This is a genomic window from Xanthomonas prunicola (genome assembly GCF_002846205.1).
GTDB classification, from domain to species: Bacteria; Pseudomonadota; Gammaproteobacteria; order Xanthomonadales; family Xanthomonadaceae; genus Xanthomonas; species Xanthomonas prunicola.
In genome coordinates this window covers 278,757-299,672 of record NZ_PHKV01000005.1, presented here as the reverse complement: position 1 = coordinate 299,672, position 20,916 = coordinate 278,757, and the positions used below count along the sequence as shown (strand labels likewise).

12 protein-coding genes and 2 pseudogenes are annotated in these 20,916 nt (G+C 64.2%); all 14 read right to left on the bottom strand.

Translation table 11 applies throughout. The annotated features are described in order from the left end of the window. Positions 1 to 277 precede the first annotated feature (277 nt). The 14 genes and pseudogenes from XpruCFBP8353_RS16485 to motD all read right to left on the bottom strand — a co-directional run bounded on the left by XpruCFBP8353_RS16485 (position 278) and on the right by motD (position 20,914). Positions 278 to 2,536 (bottom strand): methyl-accepting chemotaxis protein, encoded by a 2,259-nt coding sequence (locus XpruCFBP8353_RS16485; protein ID WP_101364243.1) that lies wholly within the window; start codon positions 2,534 to 2,536, stop codon positions 278 to 280. A 198-nt stretch (positions 2,537 to 2,734) separates the two neighbouring features. Then, a complete protein-coding gene (locus XpruCFBP8353_RS16480) occupies positions 2,735 to 5,107 on the bottom strand; it encodes a methyl-accepting chemotaxis protein (RefSeq protein WP_101364162.1) in 2,373 nt (790 codons plus the stop codon). Between the two features lie 13 nt (positions 5,108 to 5,120). Beyond that, positions 5,121 to 5,882 carry a transporter gene (locus XpruCFBP8353_RS16475; protein WP_101364161.1) on the bottom strand — a complete coding sequence of 254 codons (762 nt, stop codon included), beginning with the start codon at positions 5,880 to 5,882 and terminating at the stop codon, positions 5,121 to 5,123. 350 nt (positions 5,883 to 6,232) lie between these two features. Further along, entirely contained in the window at positions 6,233 to 9,022 is a 2,790-nt protein-coding gene (locus XpruCFBP8353_RS16465; protein ID WP_162301087.1) for a methyl-accepting chemotaxis protein, read from the bottom strand. A 52-nt stretch (positions 9,023 to 9,074) separates the two neighbouring features. After that, positions 9,075 to 10,128, bottom strand: a pseudogene (locus XpruCFBP8353_RS24650) (methyl-accepting chemotaxis protein); the annotation flags it as partial. An 84-nt stretch (positions 10,129 to 10,212) separates the two neighbouring features. Beyond that, positions 10,213 to 10,551 (bottom strand): annotated as a pseudogene (locus XpruCFBP8353_RS24645) (cache domain-containing protein); the annotation flags it as partial. A 718-nt stretch (positions 10,552 to 11,269) separates the two neighbouring features. After that, positions 11,270 to 11,803, bottom strand: coding sequence for a hypothetical protein (locus XpruCFBP8353_RS16455; RefSeq protein ID WP_101364160.1), 534 nt, complete (start codon positions 11,801 to 11,803; stop codon positions 11,270 to 11,272). A gap of 331 nt (positions 11,804 to 12,134) precedes the next feature. Beyond that, complete coding sequence (locus XpruCFBP8353_RS16450; protein WP_101364159.1) at positions 12,135 to 14,408, bottom strand: methyl-accepting chemotaxis protein; 2,274 nt, start codon at positions 14,406 to 14,408, stop codon at positions 12,135 to 12,137. Between the two features lie 749 nt (positions 14,409 to 15,157). Beyond that, positions 15,158 to 17,161 (bottom strand): chemotaxis protein CheA, encoded by a 2,004-nt coding sequence (locus XpruCFBP8353_RS16445; RefSeq protein ID WP_101364158.1) that lies wholly within the window; start codon positions 17,159 to 17,161, stop codon positions 15,158 to 15,160. 33 nt (positions 17,162 to 17,194) lie between these two features. Continuing rightward, entirely contained in the window at positions 17,195 to 17,560 is a 366-nt protein-coding gene (locus tag XpruCFBP8353_RS16440) for a response regulator (protein ID WP_002806565.1), read from the bottom strand. Continuing rightward, positions 17,557 to 17,865: an STAS domain-containing protein gene (locus XpruCFBP8353_RS16435; RefSeq protein ID WP_003489692.1), complete on the bottom strand. Its 309-nt coding sequence runs from the start codon at positions 17,863 to 17,865 to the stop codon at positions 17,557 to 17,559. Before XpruCFBP8353_RS16435 ends, XpruCFBP8353_RS16440 begins: the two co-directional genes overlap by 4 nt. A 100-nt stretch (positions 17,866 to 17,965) precedes the next feature. After that, complete coding sequence (locus tag XpruCFBP8353_RS16430; protein WP_101364157.1) at positions 17,966 to 19,159, bottom strand: chemotaxis protein CheW; 1,194 nt, start codon at positions 19,157 to 19,159, stop codon at positions 17,966 to 17,968. Further along, positions 19,156 to 19,938 (bottom strand): ParA family protein, encoded by a 783-nt coding sequence (locus tag XpruCFBP8353_RS16425; RefSeq protein WP_101364156.1) that lies wholly within the window; start codon positions 19,936 to 19,938, stop codon positions 19,156 to 19,158. The genes XpruCFBP8353_RS16430 and XpruCFBP8353_RS16425 overlap by 4 nt, the downstream gene beginning before the upstream one ends. A 1-nt stretch (position 19,939) precedes the next feature. Then, complete coding sequence (motD, locus tag XpruCFBP8353_RS16420; RefSeq protein WP_101364155.1) at positions 19,940 to 20,914, bottom strand: flagellar motor protein MotD; 975 nt, start codon at positions 20,912 to 20,914, stop codon at positions 19,940 to 19,942. Positions 20,915 to 20,916 lie beyond the last annotated feature (2 nt).

Below are 20,916 nucleotides of genomic sequence, written 5' to 3'. Positions count from 1 at the left end.
GTTCCTTGCTGCCTGAGCGGTGAGGTATATGAGGTAGATGTGGCGTCGACGAGTGAAAGAGGATGCCGCCGGTTTAATTAGCGGCGGTCAATGCATCTACTGAATACCTCTTGTCAGAAATAGGCATATGTGACAAGGATTGACAAAATCAAAGGCTCGCATGAGCGCCTGTTTTAGCTTTTGAAAGACGCTGCTGCTGCTGCGCGGCAAGAAAAAGGCCGCGCTACCTGGGTAGCGCAGCCTTCGGGGCGTCGATGTAGCAATTTGATGACTTGCGTCAGAACTCGGCCCAATCGGACTCGTTGGACGGTGCCAATGCCACTGCTGCGCGGCCGGCCGGGCGCGCAACCTGCGGCTTGGCGGCAGGCTTGCTGAGTGCAACCGGACGCTTGGCGGCAATCTGGCGCACCACCGGCGTGGCACGGGTCACCGCTTCCAGTTCGGCCGAGAGGCGGAACAGTGCCACCGCTTCGGTGAGTTGCTGCGCCTGCTCTTCCATCGAGCGTGCAGCGGCAGTGGCTTCTTCCACCAATGCGGCGTTCTGCTGGGTGGCTTCGTCCATCTGGGTGACGGTCTGGTTGACCTGCTCGATGCCGGCCGACTGTTCCTGCGAGGCGGCAGAAATTTCGCTCATGATGTCGGTGACGCGCTGCACCGAGGAGACGATCTCTGCCATGGTGCTGCCGGCCTGATTCACCAGCGCCGAGCCTTCGGCCACCTTGCTCACCGAGTCGTCGATCAAACCCTTGATCTCTTTCGCTGCACCGGCCGACCGCTGCGCCAGCGTACGCACTTCCGAGGCCACCACGGCAAAGCCGCGACCCTGTTCGCCGGCACGTGCGGCTTCCACCGCTGCATTCAAGGCTAGGATATTGGTCTGGAACGCGATGCCGTCGATGACGCTGATGATCTCGGCAATCTTCTTGGACGAGGTCTCGATCCCGGACATGGTCGTGACCACCTGGCCGACCACGTTGCCGCCGTGCGAGGCCACACCCGCTGCGCCGATCGCGAGCTGGTTCGCCTGGCGGGCGTGTTCGGCGTTCTGCTTGACGGTGGAAGTGAGCTCTTCCATCGAGGCAGCGGTTTCTTCCAGATTGGCGGCCTGCTGCTCGGTGCGTTGCGACAGGTCGTTGTTGCCGGCCGCAATTTCACCCGCAGCCGTGTTGATCGCAAGGGTGGAATGCTTGATGCGGCCCACGATGTCGGTCAGACGCTGGGTGGTGGCGTTGGCGTCGTCGCGCAGACGTGCGAATACGCCGTGGAATTGCCCGTCCATGCGTGCGGTGAGGTCGCCTTCGGCCACGGCGCCGAGCAGCTGCGACAGCTTGCCCAGGTTGCGGTCGCTGACTTCCATCATCGAATTCAGATCCGACACCATCACCGCGAAGTCGTACTTGAAGCGGGTCGCGTCGCCGCGTGCGCTGAAATCGCCAGCGGCGGCAGCTTGTGCCAGCTGCTTGATCTCGGTGTTGATCGACAACAGGCTGGCCTTGGCCGCGTCCATCGCCTCGTGCAGGATCGCGCGGCTGGCCGGCAGACGGCGCGCGTCCTGGGTCAGGTCGCCCTGTGCGTACTGATTGAGAATGCGCACCGCATCGGTGATGGCATCCAGATGCTCGAAGATCATCGTGTTGATGCCGCCGGCCAGCGTGCCATACACGCCGGGGAAATCTTCCGGCATGCGGTGGGTGATGTCTTCGGCAGCATGCAGGTGCGACATGCGCGCGGTTTCGTCGGTGAAGCGGCGCAGCATCTGGGTCATGCCAGCGGTGGCATCCAGCATCTGGCCGATTTCATCCTTGCTGGTCTTGCCGACCTGCACGCTCAGATCGCCGCGCGACACCGCCTGGATGGCGCCTAGCGCCTTAGAGAGCGGGGAGGTGATGCTGCGCGCGATCAACCAACCAAACGTGACCGATAGGGCGGCCATCAGCAAGGTGCCGATCAGCAGCACGGCGCTGGTCAGCTTGAACGAGGCTGCGCTGGCAGCAACCATGTCGCCAAGCGCTTTGGACTGCTGTGCATACAGCTTGTCGACCGAGGCGAACAGTTCCTTGCGGATCTCGCCCGATTGCTTGCGTGAGAACTCCATCGCGGCGGCGCGGTCGGGTTCTGCATAGAGCTTGCGCAGTTGCTGGTTGGCCGCGAAATAGCGTGCGCTGGCATCGGTCAGCTTGGCGTACTCGGCCTTCAACGGCGAGGTCGGACCGATCTTGGCATCCAGCTGCTTTTGGGTTTCGGCGTACTTGGCCTGGATTTCGTCCATGCGCTTGAAGAAATACGCATAGCGTTCCGGGTCCTCGAGATTGACGAACTGGCCCACCTCATACACACGGAATTCGCCAGCGAAGCCACGCAGTTCGGACAGGCGGCTCAACACCGGCACCACGTCCTGATTGATCAGGGTGGTTTCGCTCTGCATCTGCTTCATGCGCGAAAAACCCAGGCCGCCCAGTAATGCGGTGAGCACGGCACTCAGGCAGAAGGCAAACATCAGTTTGCGGCGGATCGGCCAGTCGTTGAACTTGTTCATCATTTGCTCCGAAGCATTGCTTAGCGGCGTTGTCCAGCAAGCTAGCGGCCGGTACGCCTGATTCTTTAGTTATGAAGTATTAGTGTCATCAGAAATGATTCCCGCCGATGGCCGCCGAACCGCTGTTTCAACCGCGATAGCGGCCATGTGACGGTGCCATTGCGCCAGAAATGGGCCGCAGTGCCGCACGGGTGTTGCTCAGAAGTCCTGCCACTGGCTGTCGTTGCCGGCGGTGACCGTCGGAGCGCTCGCTGCCGGCTTGCGTGCAGCCGGCGCCCGTGTGCTGGTCTTGCTTGCCCGATTAACTGCAGCGGTGGTCGGCTTTTTAACCGCAGGCGTTGTATCCAGCGAACGCGGCGCATCGGCCAGGGTAAAGCGCGACACCGCTTGCGCCAGCTGGCTGGCCTGGTCTTCCATGGTGCGCGCTGCGGCGGTGGCTTCTTCCACCAATGCGGCGTTTTGCTGGGTGGCTTCATCCATCTGGGTGATGGTCTGGTTGACCTGCTCGATCCCTGACGACTGTTCCTGCGAAGCGGCCGCGATCTCGCCCATGATGTCGGTCACGCGCTGCACGCTGGCCACGATATCGGCCATGGTGGTGCCGGCCTGATGCACCAGCTGCGAGCCCTCGGTGACCTTGCTGACCGAATCGTCGATCAGATGTTTGATCTCTTTCGCGGCACCGGCCGAACGCTGCGCCAGCGTGCGCACTTCCGAGGCGACAACCGCAAAACCACGGCCTTGTTCGCCGGCGCGGGCCGCTTCCACGGCCGCATTCAAGGCCAGAATATTGGTCTGGAAGGCGATGCCGTCGATGACGGAAATGATCTCGGCGATCTTCTTCGAGGAGACTTCGATGCCGGACATGGTGGTGACCACTTGCGCCACCACCGCGCCGCCCTGCGATGCCACACCGGCCGCACCGATTGCCAACTGATTGGCCTGGCGGGCGCTTTCGGCATTCTGCTTGACGGTGGAGGTAAGTTCTTCCATCGACGCGGCGGTTTCTTCCAGATTGGCCGCCTGTTGCTCGGTGCGCTGCGACAGGTCGTTGTTACCGGCGGCAATTTCGCTGGAAGCGGTGTGGATGCTGCCCGCAGCCTGCTGGATGCGCCCGATCACCTGTGCCAGTTGCTCTGCGGTGGTGTTGGCGTCATCGCGCATCGTGGCGAAGACACCATGGAAATCGCCCTGCATCCGCGCACTCAAATCGCCGTCGGCCAGTGCGCTGAGCAGGCGCGAGACTTCGTCGATGCTGACCGCGTTGGCATCGAGCAGGGCATTGAGCTGCTGTGCAAGTTGCAGGAAAAACCCTTGTTTTCCCGCACTATCGATGCGCTTGGAGAGATCGCCGGCAGCCGCGCTGCGGACCACGTCGGCCACGTCGATTTCGACCCGCGCCTCGGCGGTACGATCGCGCCATTCGCAGACAAACCCCAGGTGCGCACCGGCATCGTCGCGAATGGCCGAGACGTTTTGGGTGATGCAGGTGGCGCGGTAGTGCACCTCGCGTTGGGCTGCGCCCTGGCGATCCAGGCGCTGATAGATCTCGGCGTCCTGTGCATTGCCGACTTCCAGCAGCGAGACCGGTTGGCCGACCAGATTGGCCTGGCGATTGAATGCAGGCGCGCAGGCATGGATATCGTCCGCGTAGGTGTGCAGTAAATTCTGCAACGCGCTATTGGTGTAGATGATGGTGAGGTCCGGGTCGGCGATGTACATGCCGGTGGAGGCGTTATCCAGGGCGGTGCGGATCCGCAGATTTTCGGCAGCGATGCTGCGTTCGCGTTCCAGGCGCTCGCGCAGGTCGCGCTGCATGCGCGCCAAGGCGGCCATCAGGCTGCGGCTGTGCTTTGCAGCGACCGGAATCGGTTGGTCCAGGCGGCCTTCGGCGATGTGCTGCGCGGCTGCCATGGCCAGCTGCGGCTCGCCGCCGAGCAGACCGAACACCGAGCGCAGGATCCAGGCAGCGGCCAGCGCCAGGCCCACGAATGCCAGTACCACGGCGCCGCCTTGCTGCCACATCACGCGGTGGCTGTATTGCTCTGCCTGGCGGCGGCTGGCTTCGTTCAAGGCCAGGATGCGCTCGCTGATGGCGCCCATGCGGGTTTCAAGTTGGCCGAACTTGCCGTTGAAATCAGCGTAAGCCGCTGCGCTGTCGGCATGCGTTTCGGCTGCCTTCACTACTTGGTCGGCGGATGCGATATAGGCCTGTAGTGCCGGCGTCACCGCATCCAGATCTTTGCGCAATGCAGGTTCCAATGGCAGTTTGCTGTTGGCTGCCAGCGACTCGCGGAATTCACCGGCATGTTCGCCCAATCCGGCGCGCGCGGCCGCAACGGCTTTATCGTCTTTCGTGGAGGCAGCAAGCAACGCGGCAGTGACATCGCCGCGTAGCGCGTCGTGCATCATGTCCGCCTGCATGTGGTTGCGCAGCGCGTCGGAAGAGATGACCTGTACGGCGATCGCATCGAGCAGACCACGTTGGCCGTTGTAGCCGACGCCGCCCAAGGCGAGCAGCGCCAGTGCGGCCACCAGCACCAGGACGCCCAACATGTGCATGATTTTCATGGTGCAACCCGTGTCAGAAGCGGAAAGACAGACCCACGCCGAGCGCGTGATCCGGTGAGCGGTCGTTGAGCCCGCGGCTGTAGACCGCGTCCAGTTGTACGTCGTTGCTCAGCAGCCAGGCCGAGCCGACATCGAGCAGCGCCACGGTACCGCCATCGTCGCTTTTGGCGATCTGCGGCAGCGCCACTTCCACGAACGAGCGCACGCGATCATTCCAGGCCTTGCCGAGCACTGCGCCAAAAATGCCGGCGGTGTAGCGGTTTCCCTGGCCGTCGTCGTCCCAGATCACGCCGGGCATCATGCCGGCAGAGACGCTGTCGCTGAGGTCCCATTCGGCCACCAGCCGGAACGAGGGTCGCGCACCATGGCCGCGTACCGCTTGCGCGCCGCTGGGTAGATCCACATGCAGCAACCAGGCCAGCGAGGTCTTGCCATTGTCGGAACTGGCCAGGTGATGTTTGATGCCGAGCGAGACGTCGGACATGCCGCTGACCTGCGTATCGCCGGGCAGGTCGATGCGCTGCCAGCCATCGGTTTCCAGCCGCAATTCCCAGGTCTGGCCCAGGCCGTAGCGCAGCAGCGTCGGCGTGGAATACGCATCCACTGCATCATCGCGTTCCCACGCAACGCTGGTTTCCACCTGCACGCGACGGTCGCCCACAGTGAGGCTGGATTCGACGAAATCGGGCCGATCGGTTGCGATCGGGTCTTCAGCGCGGGCATGACCGATCACACCCAACAGCGCGAAACAGCTGGCGATAACTGATGACTTCATGGCATCCCTTGCGTGGCAATCTGCGGAATCAAATATCCGGATGCATGGTCTGGCTGCATTGCTGCAACAGCTCACATGCATTGCTGGACCGGCTGGTGCGGTGGGGCGCAGGCAGTCGAGGTCATCCACACTAACGGCAACACTGCATGAATCTTGATGCGCGTCAGACGGGCGGATGGGGCAGGGCGGTGCGCAGCATGCCAATCATGCGCCGTGCGGGGATGTAGCGATGGAGGGCGAATAACCCTGCGCGTCATGCAGGTGCGCTTGTGCTCGCTTGTGGCGCGATGTCCGGCGTGCATGCAGTGCAGACATGCCGGACATCACGCAGAGCACTCAGCACAGGGCGATCAGAAATCCTGCCACTGGCTGTCGTTGCCCGTAGTGCCAGGCGACTTGCCTGCGGGTCGGCGCAACGTTGTCGTCACGCGCTTGCCGCTGGCAGGCACGTGCTTGGAGGTGGCCACTGCACGCACCGCTGGTTTGGCCGTCGATGCCGCCAACACGGGTTTGACCGCATGGCTGAGCTTGAAGACGGCGACCGCCTCGGTCAGCTGACCGGCCTGTTCTTCCAGCGCACGCGCAGCCGCAGTGGCTTCTTCCACCAGCGCGGCGTTCTGCTGGGTGGCTTCATCCATCTGCGTCACAGTGAGGTTGACCTGCTCGATGCCGCTGTATTGTTCCTGCGAAGCGGCGGAAATCTCGCCCATGATGTCGGTCACGCGCTGCACGCTGGCCACGATCTCACGCATGGTAGTGCCGGCCTGATGCACCAGTGACGACCCTTGCGCCACCTTGCTCACCGAATCGTCGATCAGGTGTTTGATCTCTTTTGCGGCACCAGCCGAACGCTGCGCCAGCATGCGCACTTCCGATGCGACCACGGCGAATCCGCGGCCTTGTTCACCCGCACGCGCCGCTTCCACCGCCGCGTTCAGCGCCAGGATATTGGTCTGGAACGCGATGCCGTCGATGACAGAGATGATCTCGGCAATCTTCGTGGACGAGGTCTGGATGCCGGACATGGTGGTCACCACCTGTGCGACTACCGAACCGCCATGCGATGCAACGTCGGCCGCGCCGATAGCCAGCTGGTTTGCCTGGCGCGCGTGCTCGGCATTTTGTTTGACGGTGGAGGTGAGTTCCTCCATCGAGGCCGCGGTTTCTTCCAGATTGGCTGCCTGTTGTTCGGTGCGCTGGGAGAGATCGTTGTTGCCCGCAGCGATTTCGCTGGCGGCTGCGCTGATCTGCGTGGCCGAGGTCTGGATGCCGGAGACAATCCCGGTGAGCTGCGCCACGGTGGCGTTGGCATCGTCGCGCATGCGGGCGAACACGCCCTGGAAGTCGCCGTCCATGCGCACAGTGAGGTCGCCCTCAGCCAGGGCGCTGAGCAGGCTGGAAATCCGTTCCAGGCTCAGCGAAGTGGTTTCCAGCAAGCCGTTGAGCTGGCGGCCGAATTCCAGATAGAACCCCTGCTTGTCTTCCAATGCCAGGCGCTGGCCGAAGTCGCCCATCAAGGCGGACTGCACCAGCTCGGCCACTTCCTGCTGCGTGCTGACTTCGGCGCTGATATTGCGCCACAGCAGCATGCTGCCACTACGGTGGCCATCGGGGGCATACAGCGGGGTCATGGTCAGATCCAGCGTCACCGGCCCGAAGCGATAGCGCTCCATGGTGGTGGACTGCAGCTGGCGCAGACGTTGCGTACGCGCCGTGCCTTCACTGTCGTTACCGAACACATACTCCATTGGCTTGCCGACCACCGCATCGGCACTGAAGCCAGTCTGGCCCTTGGCATGGAAGGCAGGCTCGCCCCGCTTGAATGAGGTGTGCAGCGCTTCGGTGATGAACACGGCGTTGTGCTGTTCGTCGGCCAGCAACACTTCCATTTCCGAGTGTTCCAGCGCGGTGCGGATACGCAGGTTTTCGTTGGCGACCTGCGCATCGCGCTCGATGCGTTCGCGCAAGTCGTTCTGCATGCGTTGCATGGCGCCCATCAGGCGGCCCACTTCGTCCTGGCGCTGCACCGTGATCTGGTTGTCGAGCTTGCCCGAGGCGATCGCATCGGCCACGTGCGCGGCGGCCTCCAGCGGCTGCACCACCTGGCGACGCAGGAGCGCGAACAGCGCCACGCTGAGCACCAGCGCCGAGCCCAGGCCGACGGCAAGAATGGTCCAAAGTAAGCGATGCGCCTGCTGCATGATCGTGGCATAGGGCACCACCACACCCAAGGCGAAGCGTTCCTGCGCCTTGCCAATCTGCAGCGGGACGTAGGCGCTGACTGCGCCATCGGCATCGGGGGTGAAATTCAGCGCGTCTTTGCCGGCCTTGATCGCCTCCAGCAGGGTGCGGTGGCGGGCATCGGTGACTTGCTTGCCGATGCGCGCGGTGTCATGCGACGCCAGCACCACGCCCGCGGGCGACAGCAGTTCGACATACCCGTCTTGCATCGGGCGCAGGGCGCCCAGGCGCTGCTGCAACGCAGACAGTGCCACGTCCACGGTTATCGCGCCCAGATACTTGCCGCCCTGCAGGATCGGCGTGGACAAGGTGGTCATCAGCACGGTCTTGCCGCCGATCTTGTAGTCGTAAGGCTCGGCCACGGTCTGCCGCAGCAGGGCGCGCGGTCTCAGATTCCAGTCGCCCAGGCCGGGGGTTTCGTAATCGGTGAGTGGCTCGCGTACCAGTGTCTGGTCGCTGCGTCCCCAGTAGGTCATGAAACGGCCGGTGGCATCGTGGCCCTTGGTATTGGCGAACGCGCTGTCCTTGCCATCGAACGCTTGCGGCTCCCACAGCGTGCCCATGCCCACCCACTCGGGGTGATCCTGCAATTGGTCATGCACGACGGCCGCGGCATTGTCGCGGCTGATGCCGCCATTGGCGCGTTGCACCAGCAATGTCGTGGCCAAGGATTGACCGGTGGTCAACGCCTGGCCAAGTTCGCTGCCGATCTGCTCTGCTTGGTAGCGCGCGGCATTTTGCATCGTGGCTTGCGCAGAGGTGCTCAACGCGCGGCTGCTTTGCCAATAGGTGATGGCTGCGGTCAAACCGAAGCACAGCGACGCGATGACCGCCGTGCCGAACATCAGGCGATACGCCAGGCGTCCACTGAAACGTGAGTGTTTGGAAAGCGAAGTCATTGGTGTGGCCGCGGAAGGAAAAGGGGAGCTCCGCCGAAGCGGAGAGGGGCGATCAGTGCGTGGTCAGCGCGACCCACGCCGGTGCGCGTTTGCTGGCATGGCCGAACTGGTTGGACGTCGCAGCAACGACCCGGAAGCTCGACACCGCTTCATCCAGTGGTTGCGCCTGCTGCTGCATGGCATTGGCCGCTGCGATGGCTTCTTCCACCAGCGCCGCGTTCTGCTGGGTGCTCTCGTCCAGCTGGGTGACGGTGAGGTTGACCTGCGCGATACCGGTCGACTGTTCCTGCGAGGCAGCAGAAATTTCGCTCATGATGTCGGTGACGCGCTGCACCGAAGAGACGATCTCGGCCATGGTCTTGCCGGCCTGATCCACCAATGTCGAGCCTTGATCGACCTTGCCGACCGAGTCGTCGATGAGGTGCTTGATCTCTTCCGCTGCACTGGCAGACCGCTGCGCCAGCGTGCGCACTCCGAGGCCACCACGGCAAAGCCACGGCCCTGCTCGCCGGCGCGTGCGGCCTCCACCGCGGCGTTCAACGCCAGGATGTTGGTCTGGAAGGCGATGCCATCGATGACGCTGATGATCTCGGCGATCTTCTTGGACGAGGTCTGGATGCCGGTGCTCTCGGTGTCGCTCGCCAGCAGGCTGGCCTTGGCCGCGTCCATCGCTTCGTGCAGCACCGCGCGCGTGCCGGGCAAGCGCGCCGCATTGCGCGGCAGGTCGCCTTGCGCATAGTCGTTGAGGATGCCGATCGCATCGACGATGGCATCCAGGTACTCGAAGATCATCGTGTTGATGCCGCTGGCCAGCTCGCCGAAGACGCCGGGAAAATCGCTGGGCATGCGGTGGGTGACATCGTCGCCGGCATCTGCACCATCACCTTGGTCTGCGCGGAGAAGCGCTCCAAGGTGTGCACCATCTCGTCGGTGGCCTTGCGCATCTGGCCGATTTCATCGGTGCCGTGTTCGGCGGTGCGCACGCTCAGGTCGCCACGTGCCACGCCTTTGATGGCCGCCAAGGCACGCGACACCGGCTCCAGGATGGAGTTGCCGATCATCCAGCCGACCAGCAAGTTGAGCAGCACCAACGCGCCGCCCGCGATCGCAACGACGCTGGTGAAGACCAGCGCCTGCGATTGGATGTCGTCCAGGGACACGCCGGTGCCGATCACCCAGCCCCACGGCGTGTACAGGGCCGCGTACGAGGTTTTCTGCACCGGGTCTTTCTGTCGGGGTTTGGCCCACGTGTAGTCGACATCGCCGCCGGCCTGTGCTGCGGTGGCGAACGCCGGAAAGACACGCTTGCCGTCCGGGCTCAGCACGTCGCTCAGCGGCTTGCCAACCAAGTCCGGGCGGGTGGGGTGCATCAGCATCACCGGCGCCTGGTCGGTGACGTAGATGTCATCCACACCGCCGCGTGCGCGCATGGTGTACAGCGTGTGCAGCGCGCTCTTCTTGGCCGTCTCCACGTGGATCTCGCCCTTTTCGGCGCGTTCGGCATAGCCATTGACCACTGCAATCGCCATCTCGATCTGGCTCTTGAGCCCATCGCGGCGGGCATCGGTGAGATCCACGTACTGCATGCGTGCGGCGATCACGGCCAGCGCAATGATGCCCAGCGCAACCAAGGCGGTCTGGGCGAAGAACTTGCGCTTGAGCGGCACGTTGGCCAGCGTTTTTGCAACCGTGGTCTTCAGCGGCATGGCAGATATCCAGCAAAGGAATGTGGCCCGGTATAAGTCGAATAGCGACCCGGCTGCGAAAATGTTGAGCCGGACACAACAGGCCTGCGGCTGATTTGCGGCGGTGTTGACGCCTGGAGTCGCGTGCTTTTACTTCGTGCGTTAACGCGCTGGCACGGCGCGTTGCGTCCGCAGTGCAGTTGCAGCTGGCTGGGCATGCCAGCGCACCACGCGGTGCATGGAAGACATGTTGTGCCGTACTCGCCCATGGCGCGTGACATGGGCGGCATGGCGATCTCGCGACCTTTAAGTGGCTCACATCCGCCTGACGCATTCATCAGGCGGATATGGTGACGGCGCTCAGCATCTGATGAAGGCGATGCACATGCAGCACTGCGCATCGAGCACGGTGTATCCGGCACGGACAGGCGGGCACCGGCGTGGCAGTCGTTTCGTTATTTACTTCAGCCGCAGAAGGCGTGTTGACTCAGCGGGGAGTGAAGCGCGTGACAGCGATACTGCCCGGTCGCTGCGTGGCGACGTTTGCGTTGCCTGCGTCGGGTCAGTTGCGCTGCGCAACGCTCACGCTTGCGACCGATTGCTGCAGGCTCTGCAGTTCGGTCCACAAGACATGGCGGGTATCGCCGCTATCGCCCAGCGACAAGGCTTGTGCGTACTGCAGGTCGCCTTCGTGCAGGGCACGATTGGCCCGGCGTTGCTGCGCCAGATACTTGCCCAGTTGCTGCTGCACCAGCGCGAACTTGCGTGCCTGTTCGCCCTGTGGTGCGGTGGCCTGGAAGTAGCCAGCATGCCGGGCGATCCGCTGACGCAGATTGCCCAGACGCTCGTCATAGGCCTCGATACGCGCCGCGTCGTGGCTGGCGGCAAGCTGTGCACGTTGATCATCGTGCAGCTGTGCCAGATCCAACGCCAGCGACTGCAATGCCGTGACCGGCACATTATCCAGAAGGACCGAAACCGGTGCTGCCGGGGTGGCGAAGGAGGGCGGCAACGACACGCACGCAGCCAGCAACCCGACGGCGAACACACAGCCCAGCATGGTGCGGGCAGAGCGATTTGACTTGGCGGTGTGCATGCGGACTTCCTTTGATCTAGCACGGGCAATGCGGCCCTCAGTGGTTCCTGTATCGGCCGCAAAACCCTGCGCTTGATCACCTTTCGACCAGCGGCGGTCCCGACTGCATCGACTGTGCAAGGCCACACTCCCTTCCTTCCTGCGGCAACAGATGGTTCGCAGCACCGGATGAGAGGACGCGCGCGGCCTCGTCCAGCCCGACCGTAAGCGGTCGGCAACCGGCAACCGCCTCTGCGCAGCGTCATCTCCACAAAACAACAGCCCCGACATCGCTGCCGGGGCTTGGGACGCACTCGCCGCCTGATCCGGCGGCCATGCAGCTGCAGTGCGCTTAGAACTCCTGCCAGTTCGCATTGCCGTTGCCGGCTGCGACAACCACTGGGCGTGGTGCTGTGGTGGCATTGGCCTTGAGTTTCGCGACAGCAGGCGCGGTGACGCGTTTCGCAGCGGTGGCCGGCTTGGCGGTGGCCAGGCGTAGCGGAGCAGGGCGGGTGTCCGAAGGCGACATGGCGGCGATCTGCTGCACCTTGAAGATCGACACTGCATCGGACAGCTGGCCGGCCTGTTCTTCCATCGCACGTGCGGCGGCGGTGGCTTCTTCCACCAGCGCGGCGTTCTGCTGGGTCGCCTGGTCCATCTGCGTCACGGTGAGGTTGACCTGCTCGATGCCGGCCGACTGCTCCTGCGAGGCAGCGGAGATCTCGCCCATGATGTCGGTGACGCGCTGCACGCTGGCCACGATCTCGGTCATGGTGGTGCCGGCCTGGTCCACCAGCAGCGAGCCCTCGGCGACCTTGCTCACCGAGTCGTCGATCAATTCCTTGATCTCCTTCGCTGCGCCGGCCGAGCGTTGTGCCAGGGTGCGCACTTCGCTGGCCACCACCGCAAAGCCGCGGCCCTGATCGCCGGCACGCGCCGCTTCCACCGCCGCGTTCAAGGCCAGGATGTTGGTCTGGAAGGCGATGCCGTCGATGACGCTGATGATGTCGGCGATCTTCTTCGACGATGCCTGGATATCGGCCATGGTGGCGACGACCTTGCTGACCACCTCGCCACCTTGCGAGGCCACGCTGGCGGCGCCGATGGCGAGCTGGTTGGCCTGGCGTGCACCTTCGGCATTCTGCTTGACGGTGGAGGTGAGTTCCTCCATCGAGGCGGCGGTTTCTTCCAGGTTGGCCGCCTGCTGCTCGGTGCGCTGCGACAGGTCGTTGTTGCCGGCAGCGATTTCGCCGGCAGCGGTGTTGATCGCGCTGGTGGCCAGCTGGATGCGCCCGACGATGCCGGACAACTGCTCGGTGGTGGCATTGGCGTTGTCGCGCATCTGCGCAAACACGCCATGGAACTGGCCGTGCATGCGCTCGGTCAGGTCGCCGGCGGCAATGGCCTGCAGCACCCCGGACAACGCACCGAGGTTGCCATCGGCGGTGGCCATCAACTGGTTGAGGCTTTCCACCATCGCCAGAAAGTCATGCTGAAACCGCTGCGTATCGCCGCGCACGCTGAAGTCGCCATGCGCGGCGGCCTGCGCGAGCAACTGGATCTGACCGTTCATCGCCGAGAGGTTGCGCTTGACCGCATCCATGGTGTCGCTCAGCACGGCCTTCTCGCCGGGCAGGCGGTCCATATCCTCACTCAGGTCGCCGATGGCGTAGCGCGACATGATCTGCGCCAGCTTCATCTTCACTTCGATATGCGATGCGACCAGCGCATTGGTGTCGCGCACCATGCTGCCGTATTCGCCGGGAAACGCCGCCTGATCCATGCGGAAGCTGATCTGGCCGGCATCGTGCCGGCGCGCCATGTCCTGCTGCGCGGCGGCCACCGCCTTGAGCTGATCCTGCATGCCGCGCATGCTGGTCAGCAACTGGCCGGGCTCGTCGCCCGGCTGCGGGCCGATCGGGTTATCCAGCTTGCCGTGCGCGATCGCTTCGGCCACCTGCGTGGCCTGTTTCAGCGGGCGTACCAGGCTGCGCGAAATCAGCCACGCCAGTGCAGCGGCCAGGCCGGCCGCCAACAGACCGAAGGCGATCAGGGCGCGATTGGCCAGCGCCACGCTGCTCAGGATCGTGTCCGCACCGGCGGCGTTCTGCTGGTTCTGCAATTCCACCGCGGCGGCGATCGCCTTGGAACGGCGTTCCAGCAAGGGCTGCGCCTGGCCGCTGAGCAGCCGCTTTGCACCCTCCAGGTCGCCAGCGCGCACCAGGTCGAGCAGGCGGCCGTTGGTGGCGCGTGCAGCTGTGAGGCTGTCTTCGATGGCCTGCCGTGCGCGCATGCCGTCGCTGTTGGTTGGTAGTTGTTTCAACGCCGCCCACAGCTGCGCGTAATGTGCGCGATTGGCCTTGAGCTGCGCATCGACGGCAGGCAGCTGTTGCGGGCTTGCCAGCATAAAGTCGCGAAGATAACGCTCGCCGAGCATGTTGCTCTCGCGCATTTGGTTGAGCAGCGCAGCCTTGCGGTTGTTGATCTCGATGATGATCGAGACCTGCTGTTTGACGGTCTTGAATTCGTACAGCGCCAGGGTGGTGGAGCCGGCCAACAAAACGATCAGCAACGCGAATGCCAACGCCAGGCGTCGCCCGACGGTCAGGGAGTGCAGGAATGTCATGGTGTTCTCTAGGGGAGGGTGGAAAAGAGATACACCGGTAGCGTTCGCCAGGCAGATTTCTGAAGTGTCATGCTGCAGTGCAGCATGCTTACGTTCATGGTTCCAATACGCCAAGGCACGTGTGGCTATGCATCGCGCGCGCATGCTGACTGCAATGCGTGACCTGCTCTCATGGATGCCGCGATGCTTGCGCGCGAGTGTGGATCAACCGCGCACGCGCAAACACAAGCTTCGACATCGCTGCCGGGACTTGGGCGTGTTGGCCGCTTGGCGGCTGTGCTACACAGACGTCGCGGTCAGAACGCGTGCCAGCTCGAATCGCCGTCGGCGGCTGCGGCTACCGGCGCGCGCGGCGCTGCAGTGGGCGTGGCCCTGGCGTCGACAACAGCCCACGCACGCTGAGCATGCACGCAAGCGCAAACCCTCCCAGGCCCAAGGTGATCGGCACGGTGCAGGAAGACGCCACGGCCAGCTCGCTGGCAACAGCAAGATGACGAAACCGGTTCTTGATGTCTTGTTGTGTTGCAGAGAGCGACTGGCTGCGTGGGCGCCCGCCAACAGGTGGGGCAGGGACGTGTCAGAGTCGAGGATCTGGACGAAGGACCCGGATCTACCGTCGGTCGTGCTGGGCCGAACGGGTGGTACTGATGCCGGCAGTCCCCAGACTGCCGGCGATCGCTCCAGCGCCCATCGTGCAGCGATGGTGTGGTGGAGCCTTGCGCCGCGGCATCCAGGCCGCGGCGAATGCATTACGCGGCTTGCGGCACCTTCAGCGAGCGCACCAGGCCACCGATGTCCACGATCAGCGAAACCCGCCCATCGCCGAGGATGGTGGCGCCGGAGACGCCCGGAATCCGCCGGTAATTGTTCTCGATGTTCTTGACCACCACCTGCTGCTGGCCAAGCAATTCATCCACTTCCAGCGCGATCTTCTGGCCGTCTCCTTCGACCACCACCACCAGCGATTCGGTGGAGGACTGTTGCCCGCCGAAGCCGTAGTAATTGGTGAGCGACAGGATCGGCAGATACTCCCCGCGGACCCGCAGGACCCGGCCGTCGCCGGCCATCGAGCGGACGTCTTCCGCAGCCGGCTGCAGTGCTTCGAGCACGTAGGACAGCGGCAGGATCAGCGTTTCGCCGGCGACCGACACGGTCATGCCGTCGAGGATGGCCAGGGTCAGCGGCAGACGGATCAGCACGCGCGTCCCGCTGCCGGCGTTGCTTTCCAGCTGCACTTCGCCACCCAGGCCCTGGATATTGCGGCGGACCACGTCCATGCCCACGCCACGACCGGACAGGTCGGTGACTGCATCGGCAGTGGAGAAGCCCGGTGCGAAGATCAAGTCCCACACCTGCGCGTCGGTCGGGTTGTCCGGCACGGCGATGCCGCGTTCGGCCGCTTTTTCCAGGATCTTGGCGCGATTGAGGCCACGGCCGTCGTCGCTCACTTCGATCACGATGTGGCCGCCCTGATGCGAGGCCGCCAGGGTGATGGTGCCGGTCTCGTCCTTGCCGGCGGCGCGGCGCGCATCGGGCAGTTCCAGACCATGGTCGATCGAGTTGCGCACCAAGTGCACCAACGGATCGGCAATCTTTTCGATCAGCCCCTTGTCCAACTCGGTGCTCTCGCCAATCGTGCGCAGACGCACGTGCTTGCCGAGGCGGCTGGAAAGGTCGCGCACCAGGCGCGGGAAGCGGCGGAACACCGCATCGACGGGCAGCATGCGCACGCCGATGACCGCTTCCTGCAGATCGCGGGTATTGCGTTCCAGCAGGTCCAGACCGGCGAACAGCTGTTCGGCATGCGCCGGGTCCAGGCCGGTGGAGACCTGCTTGAGCATGGCCTGCGTAATCACCAGCTCGCCGACTAGGTTGATCAAGGCATCGACCTTGTCCACGCTGACGCGGATCGAGCTTTCTGCTTCTGCAGCGGCGGCCTTGGCCGGCGTTGCTGCCGCGGCGGCAGCGGGTTCGGCGGCGGCGGTCGGTGCGGCGGCGCTGGCTGCAACCGGTGCAGCGTCCACGGCCAGGCTCGGCGGCGGGCCGGGCACCGCCATCGGGCGGATGTCCAGTTCGCAATCGTCCACCACCCAGGCAAAGGTGTCTTCGATCTTGCTGCGCGGAATCTTGCCGATCAGGCCCAGATCCCACGCCAGATACGCTTCGAGCGGATCGATGTTTTCAAAGCCCGGCATGCGCTCCAGACGCGCGGCAATCTGCAGCGGGCCAAGGTGCTCGAGCTCGCGGATGATGCGCAGCGGGTCGTTGCCGCTCATGAACAGCGACGGCGCCGGAGTGAAACCGATGTGCCAGGCTTCCGGTTCTGCTTCCTTCGGTTTGGCGACGACCGCAGCCACCGGCGCTTCGCCGGCGAGCACGGCGTTCAAACGGGTATGCACGGCCTTGACTGCAGCCGGGTCGGCCGGGGTGCCGTGTTCGGCTTCGCGCAACAGGGCGCGCAGCACGTCGACCGAGCCAAGCATGGCATCGACCGCATTGGGTTCGAGCTGGCGCTTGTTGGAGCGCAACTCGTCCAGCAGCGTCTCCAGCACGTGGGTCAGCCCGGCGACGGCATCGAAACCGAAGGTGGCAGCGCCGCCCTTGATCGAGTGCGCGGCGCGGAACACCGAGTTGATGATTTCCGGGTCGCGGTTGCCTTCTTCAAGAGACAACAGCCCGGCCTCCATCGCGTCGAGCCCTTCACGGCTCTCTTCGAAAAAGGTGGCGTGGAAGCGTTGCAGGTCCATGCTCATGGGCGTGAAATCCGAAGGTGAAGCGAGAAGGGTTTAACCGAGAACTTTCTGGACGGTGGCGATCAGCTGCTCTGGATTGAACGGCTTGACCAGCCAACCCGTCGCACCTGCCGCCTTGCCTTCGGACTTCTTGTCGGCCGCCGACTCGGTGGTGAGCATGAGCATCGGGGTGAACTTGTAGTCCGGTAGCTGGCGCAGCTCGCGAATCAGCGAGATGCCGTCCATGTTGGGCATGTTCACGTCGGTGACCACCGCATTGAAGCGCTGACCCTTCGCGCGGCCCAGCGCAACGGCGCCGTCTTCGGCTTCTTCGACGGCAAAGCCGGCAGAGGTGAGGGCGAAGGAGACCATCTGGCGCATCGACGCCGAATCGTCCACCACCAAGATACGTGCGCTCATGCGGCGTTCTCCACAGATTTCAGGTTGTCATTGGATGCGGGAAGTCCGAGCGCGTCGGTAACGCCGAGCAGACGAGCCGCATCTCTAAAAGTGTCGTTGCAGCCATCGAATTCGGTGTGCAGACCGGCCTGGCGGCGGCTCTGCACAAAGGCGCAGAGCAATTGCACGCTTGCGGTGTGGATGCGCCGGACTTCACCGGCATCAAGCACCAGGTCGCCGTCCTGGGTGAGGAATCCGGCAAGCTTTTGCTTGAGGTCGGCGCTGGTCTCGATACCGAGATCCTCGCCCAATGTCACTGTGCTCATTGTTGCTCCGAACGGCTGGTTCTATGCGTACTAACGGCGGGGTGCGGGAAAGCTTTAACGCTGAATCGTTATGCGTGCAGGTACGAGCAAGCTAGGCGTATCAATGCAGCAGGTGGGTGGCATCGAGCAGGATCATCGGCTGATGGCCCAGGCGTGCAACGCCGCGGAACAGGTTGTTATAAATGCGGCACAGGCGTGCGTTGTCTGGCGGTTCGATCTGCTGATCGGTCAGACTGGTGACGTCTTCCACGGCCGACACGCGCAGGCCCATGGTTTCGCCGTTTTCTTCCAGCACCACCACGCGGGTGTGCAGATCCATGTCAACCGGCGAAGAGCCGAGGTGAATGCCCAGATCGATCACCGGGACCACCTGGCCACGCAGGTTCATGATGCCGAGCATCGCGCTGGCAGTGCCGCGCAACGGCAGTAGCGGTACTGGCAAGACCACTTCCTGCACCTTGAGCAATTCCAGTGCATAGGTCTGTTCGCCGCAGCGCAGGCGTAACCAACGCGTGCTGCGTTCGCTGGCGCGGCGTTCGGCGTGAATCTTGTCGGCCTGGCCGGGCGCCAGCAATGCCTGCAACCCAGTGGGCACCGGTGCAGCGCGCATCGGTGCAGGTGCGGCACGGGGTGCGGGTTTCGGTATCGGGGCAGGTGTGGGTACGGCGAGCGGTGCGGCGTCTAGCCCGAAGGCTGGGTCGGCATCCATTTCTGCCAGCAGATCGGCGGTCAGCAGGTCCACCGCGGTGGGCGCGGCGGCGAAGGCCGGGTCCGCGTCCATTTCGGCGAGGAAATCGGCCGCGATATCGGCCGCGCTCGGCGCGGCGACCACGGGCGGGCCGAAGGCCGGGTCCGCATCCATTTCAGCGAGGAAATCGGCCGCGATATCGGCTGCGCTCGGAGCGGCTGTGACAGGCGGGCCGAAGGCCGGGTCTGCATCCATTTCGGCAAGGAAATCGGCCGCGATGTCGGCAGCGCTGGGCGCGGCGGCCACGGGCGGGCCGAAGGCCGGATCGGCATCCATTTCCGCCAGGAAATCGGCAGCGATCGCATCGGCGCTCAGCACCGCGGCAATTGCATTGGAGGTGGCGGCTTGTGAGACCGCGGCAGCTTCGGGAAGCGCGGCAGCCTGCACCTGCGGCTCGGCCAACGCGAGATCTGCGTGCGCAAGCGCCGGCGTTTCGACAGCGGCGATAGCGGCCGCAGCGGGCGGGGCGAGGATCTCGACGCCTGCATCGTGCAGCAGGCCCTCCAGATAATCGTCCAGCTCACCGTTAGCGGTGGGGTTACTCATGCGGCTTGCTCCATGCGCATCGCGTCATCGGCCAGCACCCATTCCAGCGCGCGGCGATAGGCGGACAGGCCGCGGCCCTGATAGTCGCCGCCGACAGCGGGGACGGTGAGTGCGGCGGCATTACAGATACGGGTGTCCATCGGAACGGCGTCTTCCCACACCACCGGGCCGTAGGTGGTCTGCATTTCCTTGAGCGTTTCGTTGCCTGCGCGGGTGCGGCGGTCGAACAGGGTCGGCAGGATCGACATCGGCAGCTCGCGGCGACGCGAGCGCTGCACCATGTCGGCGGTGCGCACCATGCTGGCAAGACCATGCAAGGCCAGCGGCTCGGCCTGGGTCGGCACCACCACGCGGTCGCAGGCGGCCAGCGCATTGATCATCAGCAGGCCGAGCGTGGGCGGGCAGTCGAGCAGGATGTAATCGTGTTGACCGGCGTGGCGGGTCATTGCGTTCTGCAATGCCAGGCCAAGGCCGGGTTGATTGGCGCTACGGCGCTCCAGCGTGGCCAGTGCGGCTTGCGCGCACACATACGACAGGCCGGGGATGCTGCTTTCGTGCGCCAGGCTGGCCAGATCGCTCGGTGGGGTGCCGAACAGGTCCAGCACCCCGCGCGGCGGCGGGTCGACCGCCACGCCGAACGCGCGGGTGAGCGAGGAGTGCGGATCGAGGTCGATCAACAACACCCGGTGGCCGAGCGCGGCCAGGCCGCGACCCAATGCCAGCGTCGTGGTGGTCTTGCCGACGCCGCCCTTTTGGTTGGCGATTGCCCAGATACGCATGTCACTGCACTCCTTGAATTACGGCGGGGACGGAACTTGTGCCGCTTTCGGTGGTGCCGGCCGTTTGGCCGCCGTCAGACTTGGGAAGCTTGGGCGCCCCGGCGGCGGTCGCATGCAGCTGCGATGGCGGATCGGGTGCGAGTGAGCCAGCCGAGTCAGCGAGGATGATCAACACCACACGCCGGTTCGCATTCCGTCCCGCCTCAGTGCTGTTATCGGCACGTGCGCGGAATTCTCCATAGCCCACCATCGCCAATCGTTGCGGGGCGACGCCGTCGTCGGCGAACAGGTGCACCACGCTGGCCGCGCGCGCCGCGGACAATTCCCAATTGGAAGGGAATTGCGCGGTGGCGATCGGCTGGTTATCGGTATAGCCCTCCACGCGCACGCCATTGGGTGCGTCGCGCAGCACCGAGGCGAGCGTGGACAAGGTGGTGCGGGCATTGCCGGCCAACGCGGCCGAGCCGGTGCCGAACAGGATATCGCTGTTGATCTCGACCTCGATCCACAGATCGTTGCGGCGGATGGTGATGAGTTTCTTGTCGATCAGCGGCGCCAGCGTCTTGCTCAGCTGTTGCTCCACTGCATCCATCTGCCGCTGCGCGCGCGCCAGTTGCGCCTGGTTGCGCAGCGACACCGGCATGCGCATCTGCGCGGCCATCGACGGCAGCAGGGTAGGGTCAGTCGGGCCGTTGGAGGCAGCCATCGGCGCGCCGGCCTTGATCACCGAGGGGCGGTCGTAATCGGCGCCCAGGGTCTGGGTCTTGCCCAGCTGTACCGGGCTGGCGGTAGTGGACGAGCCACCGAAGGCACTGGTCAGCGCCTGCGCCATGACCTTGTATTTGCCCTCGTTGAGCGAGGAGATGGCGTACATGACGACGAAGAACGCCAGCAGCAGCGTCATCAGATCGGCATACGGAATCGCCCACGCTTCGTGGTTGCCATGTTCTTCGTGGTGTTTGCGACGACGGGCCATAA

Coding starts and splice junctions, on each gene's coding strand:
- XpruCFBP8353_RS16485 (WP_101364243.1), bottom strand. CDS start 2,536: ATGAACAAGTTCAACGACTGGCCGATCCGCCGCAAACTGATGTTTGCC.
- XpruCFBP8353_RS16480 (WP_101364162.1), bottom strand. CDS start 5,107: ATGAAAATCATGCACATGTTGGGCGTCCTGGTGCTGGTGGCCGCACTG.
- XpruCFBP8353_RS16475 (WP_101364161.1), bottom strand. CDS start 5,882: ATGAAGTCATCAGTTATCGCCAGCTGTTTCGCGCTGTTGGGTGTGATC.
- XpruCFBP8353_RS16465 (WP_162301087.1), bottom strand. CDS start 9,022: ATGACTTCGCTTTCCAAACACTCACGTTTCAGTGGACGCCTGGCGTAT.
- XpruCFBP8353_RS16455 (WP_101364160.1), bottom strand. CDS start 11,803: ATGCACACCGCCAAGTCAAATCGCTCTGCCCGCACCATGCTGGGCTGT.
- XpruCFBP8353_RS16450 (WP_101364159.1), bottom strand. CDS start 14,408: ATGACATTCCTGCACTCCCTGACCGTCGGGCGACGCCTGGCGTTGGCA.
- XpruCFBP8353_RS16445 (WP_101364158.1), bottom strand. CDS start 17,161: ATGAGCATGGACCTGCAACGCTTCCACGCCACCTTTTTCGAAGAGAGC.
- XpruCFBP8353_RS16440 (WP_002806565.1), bottom strand. CDS start 17,560: ATGAGCGCACGTATCTTGGTGGTGGACGATTCGGCGTCGATGCGCCAG.
- XpruCFBP8353_RS16435 (WP_003489692.1), bottom strand. CDS start 17,865: ATGAGCACAGTGACATTGGGCGAGGATCTCGGTATCGAGACCAGCGCC.
- XpruCFBP8353_RS16430 (WP_101364157.1), bottom strand. CDS start 19,159: ATGAGTAACCCCACCGCTAACGGTGAGCTGGACGATTATCTGGAGGGC.
- XpruCFBP8353_RS16425 (WP_101364156.1), bottom strand. CDS start 19,938: ATGCGTATCTGGGCAATCGCCAACCAAAAGGGCGGCGTCGGCAAGACC.
- motD (WP_101364155.1), bottom strand. CDS start 20,914: ATGGCCCGTCGTCGCAAACACCACGAAGAACATGGCAACCACGAAGCG.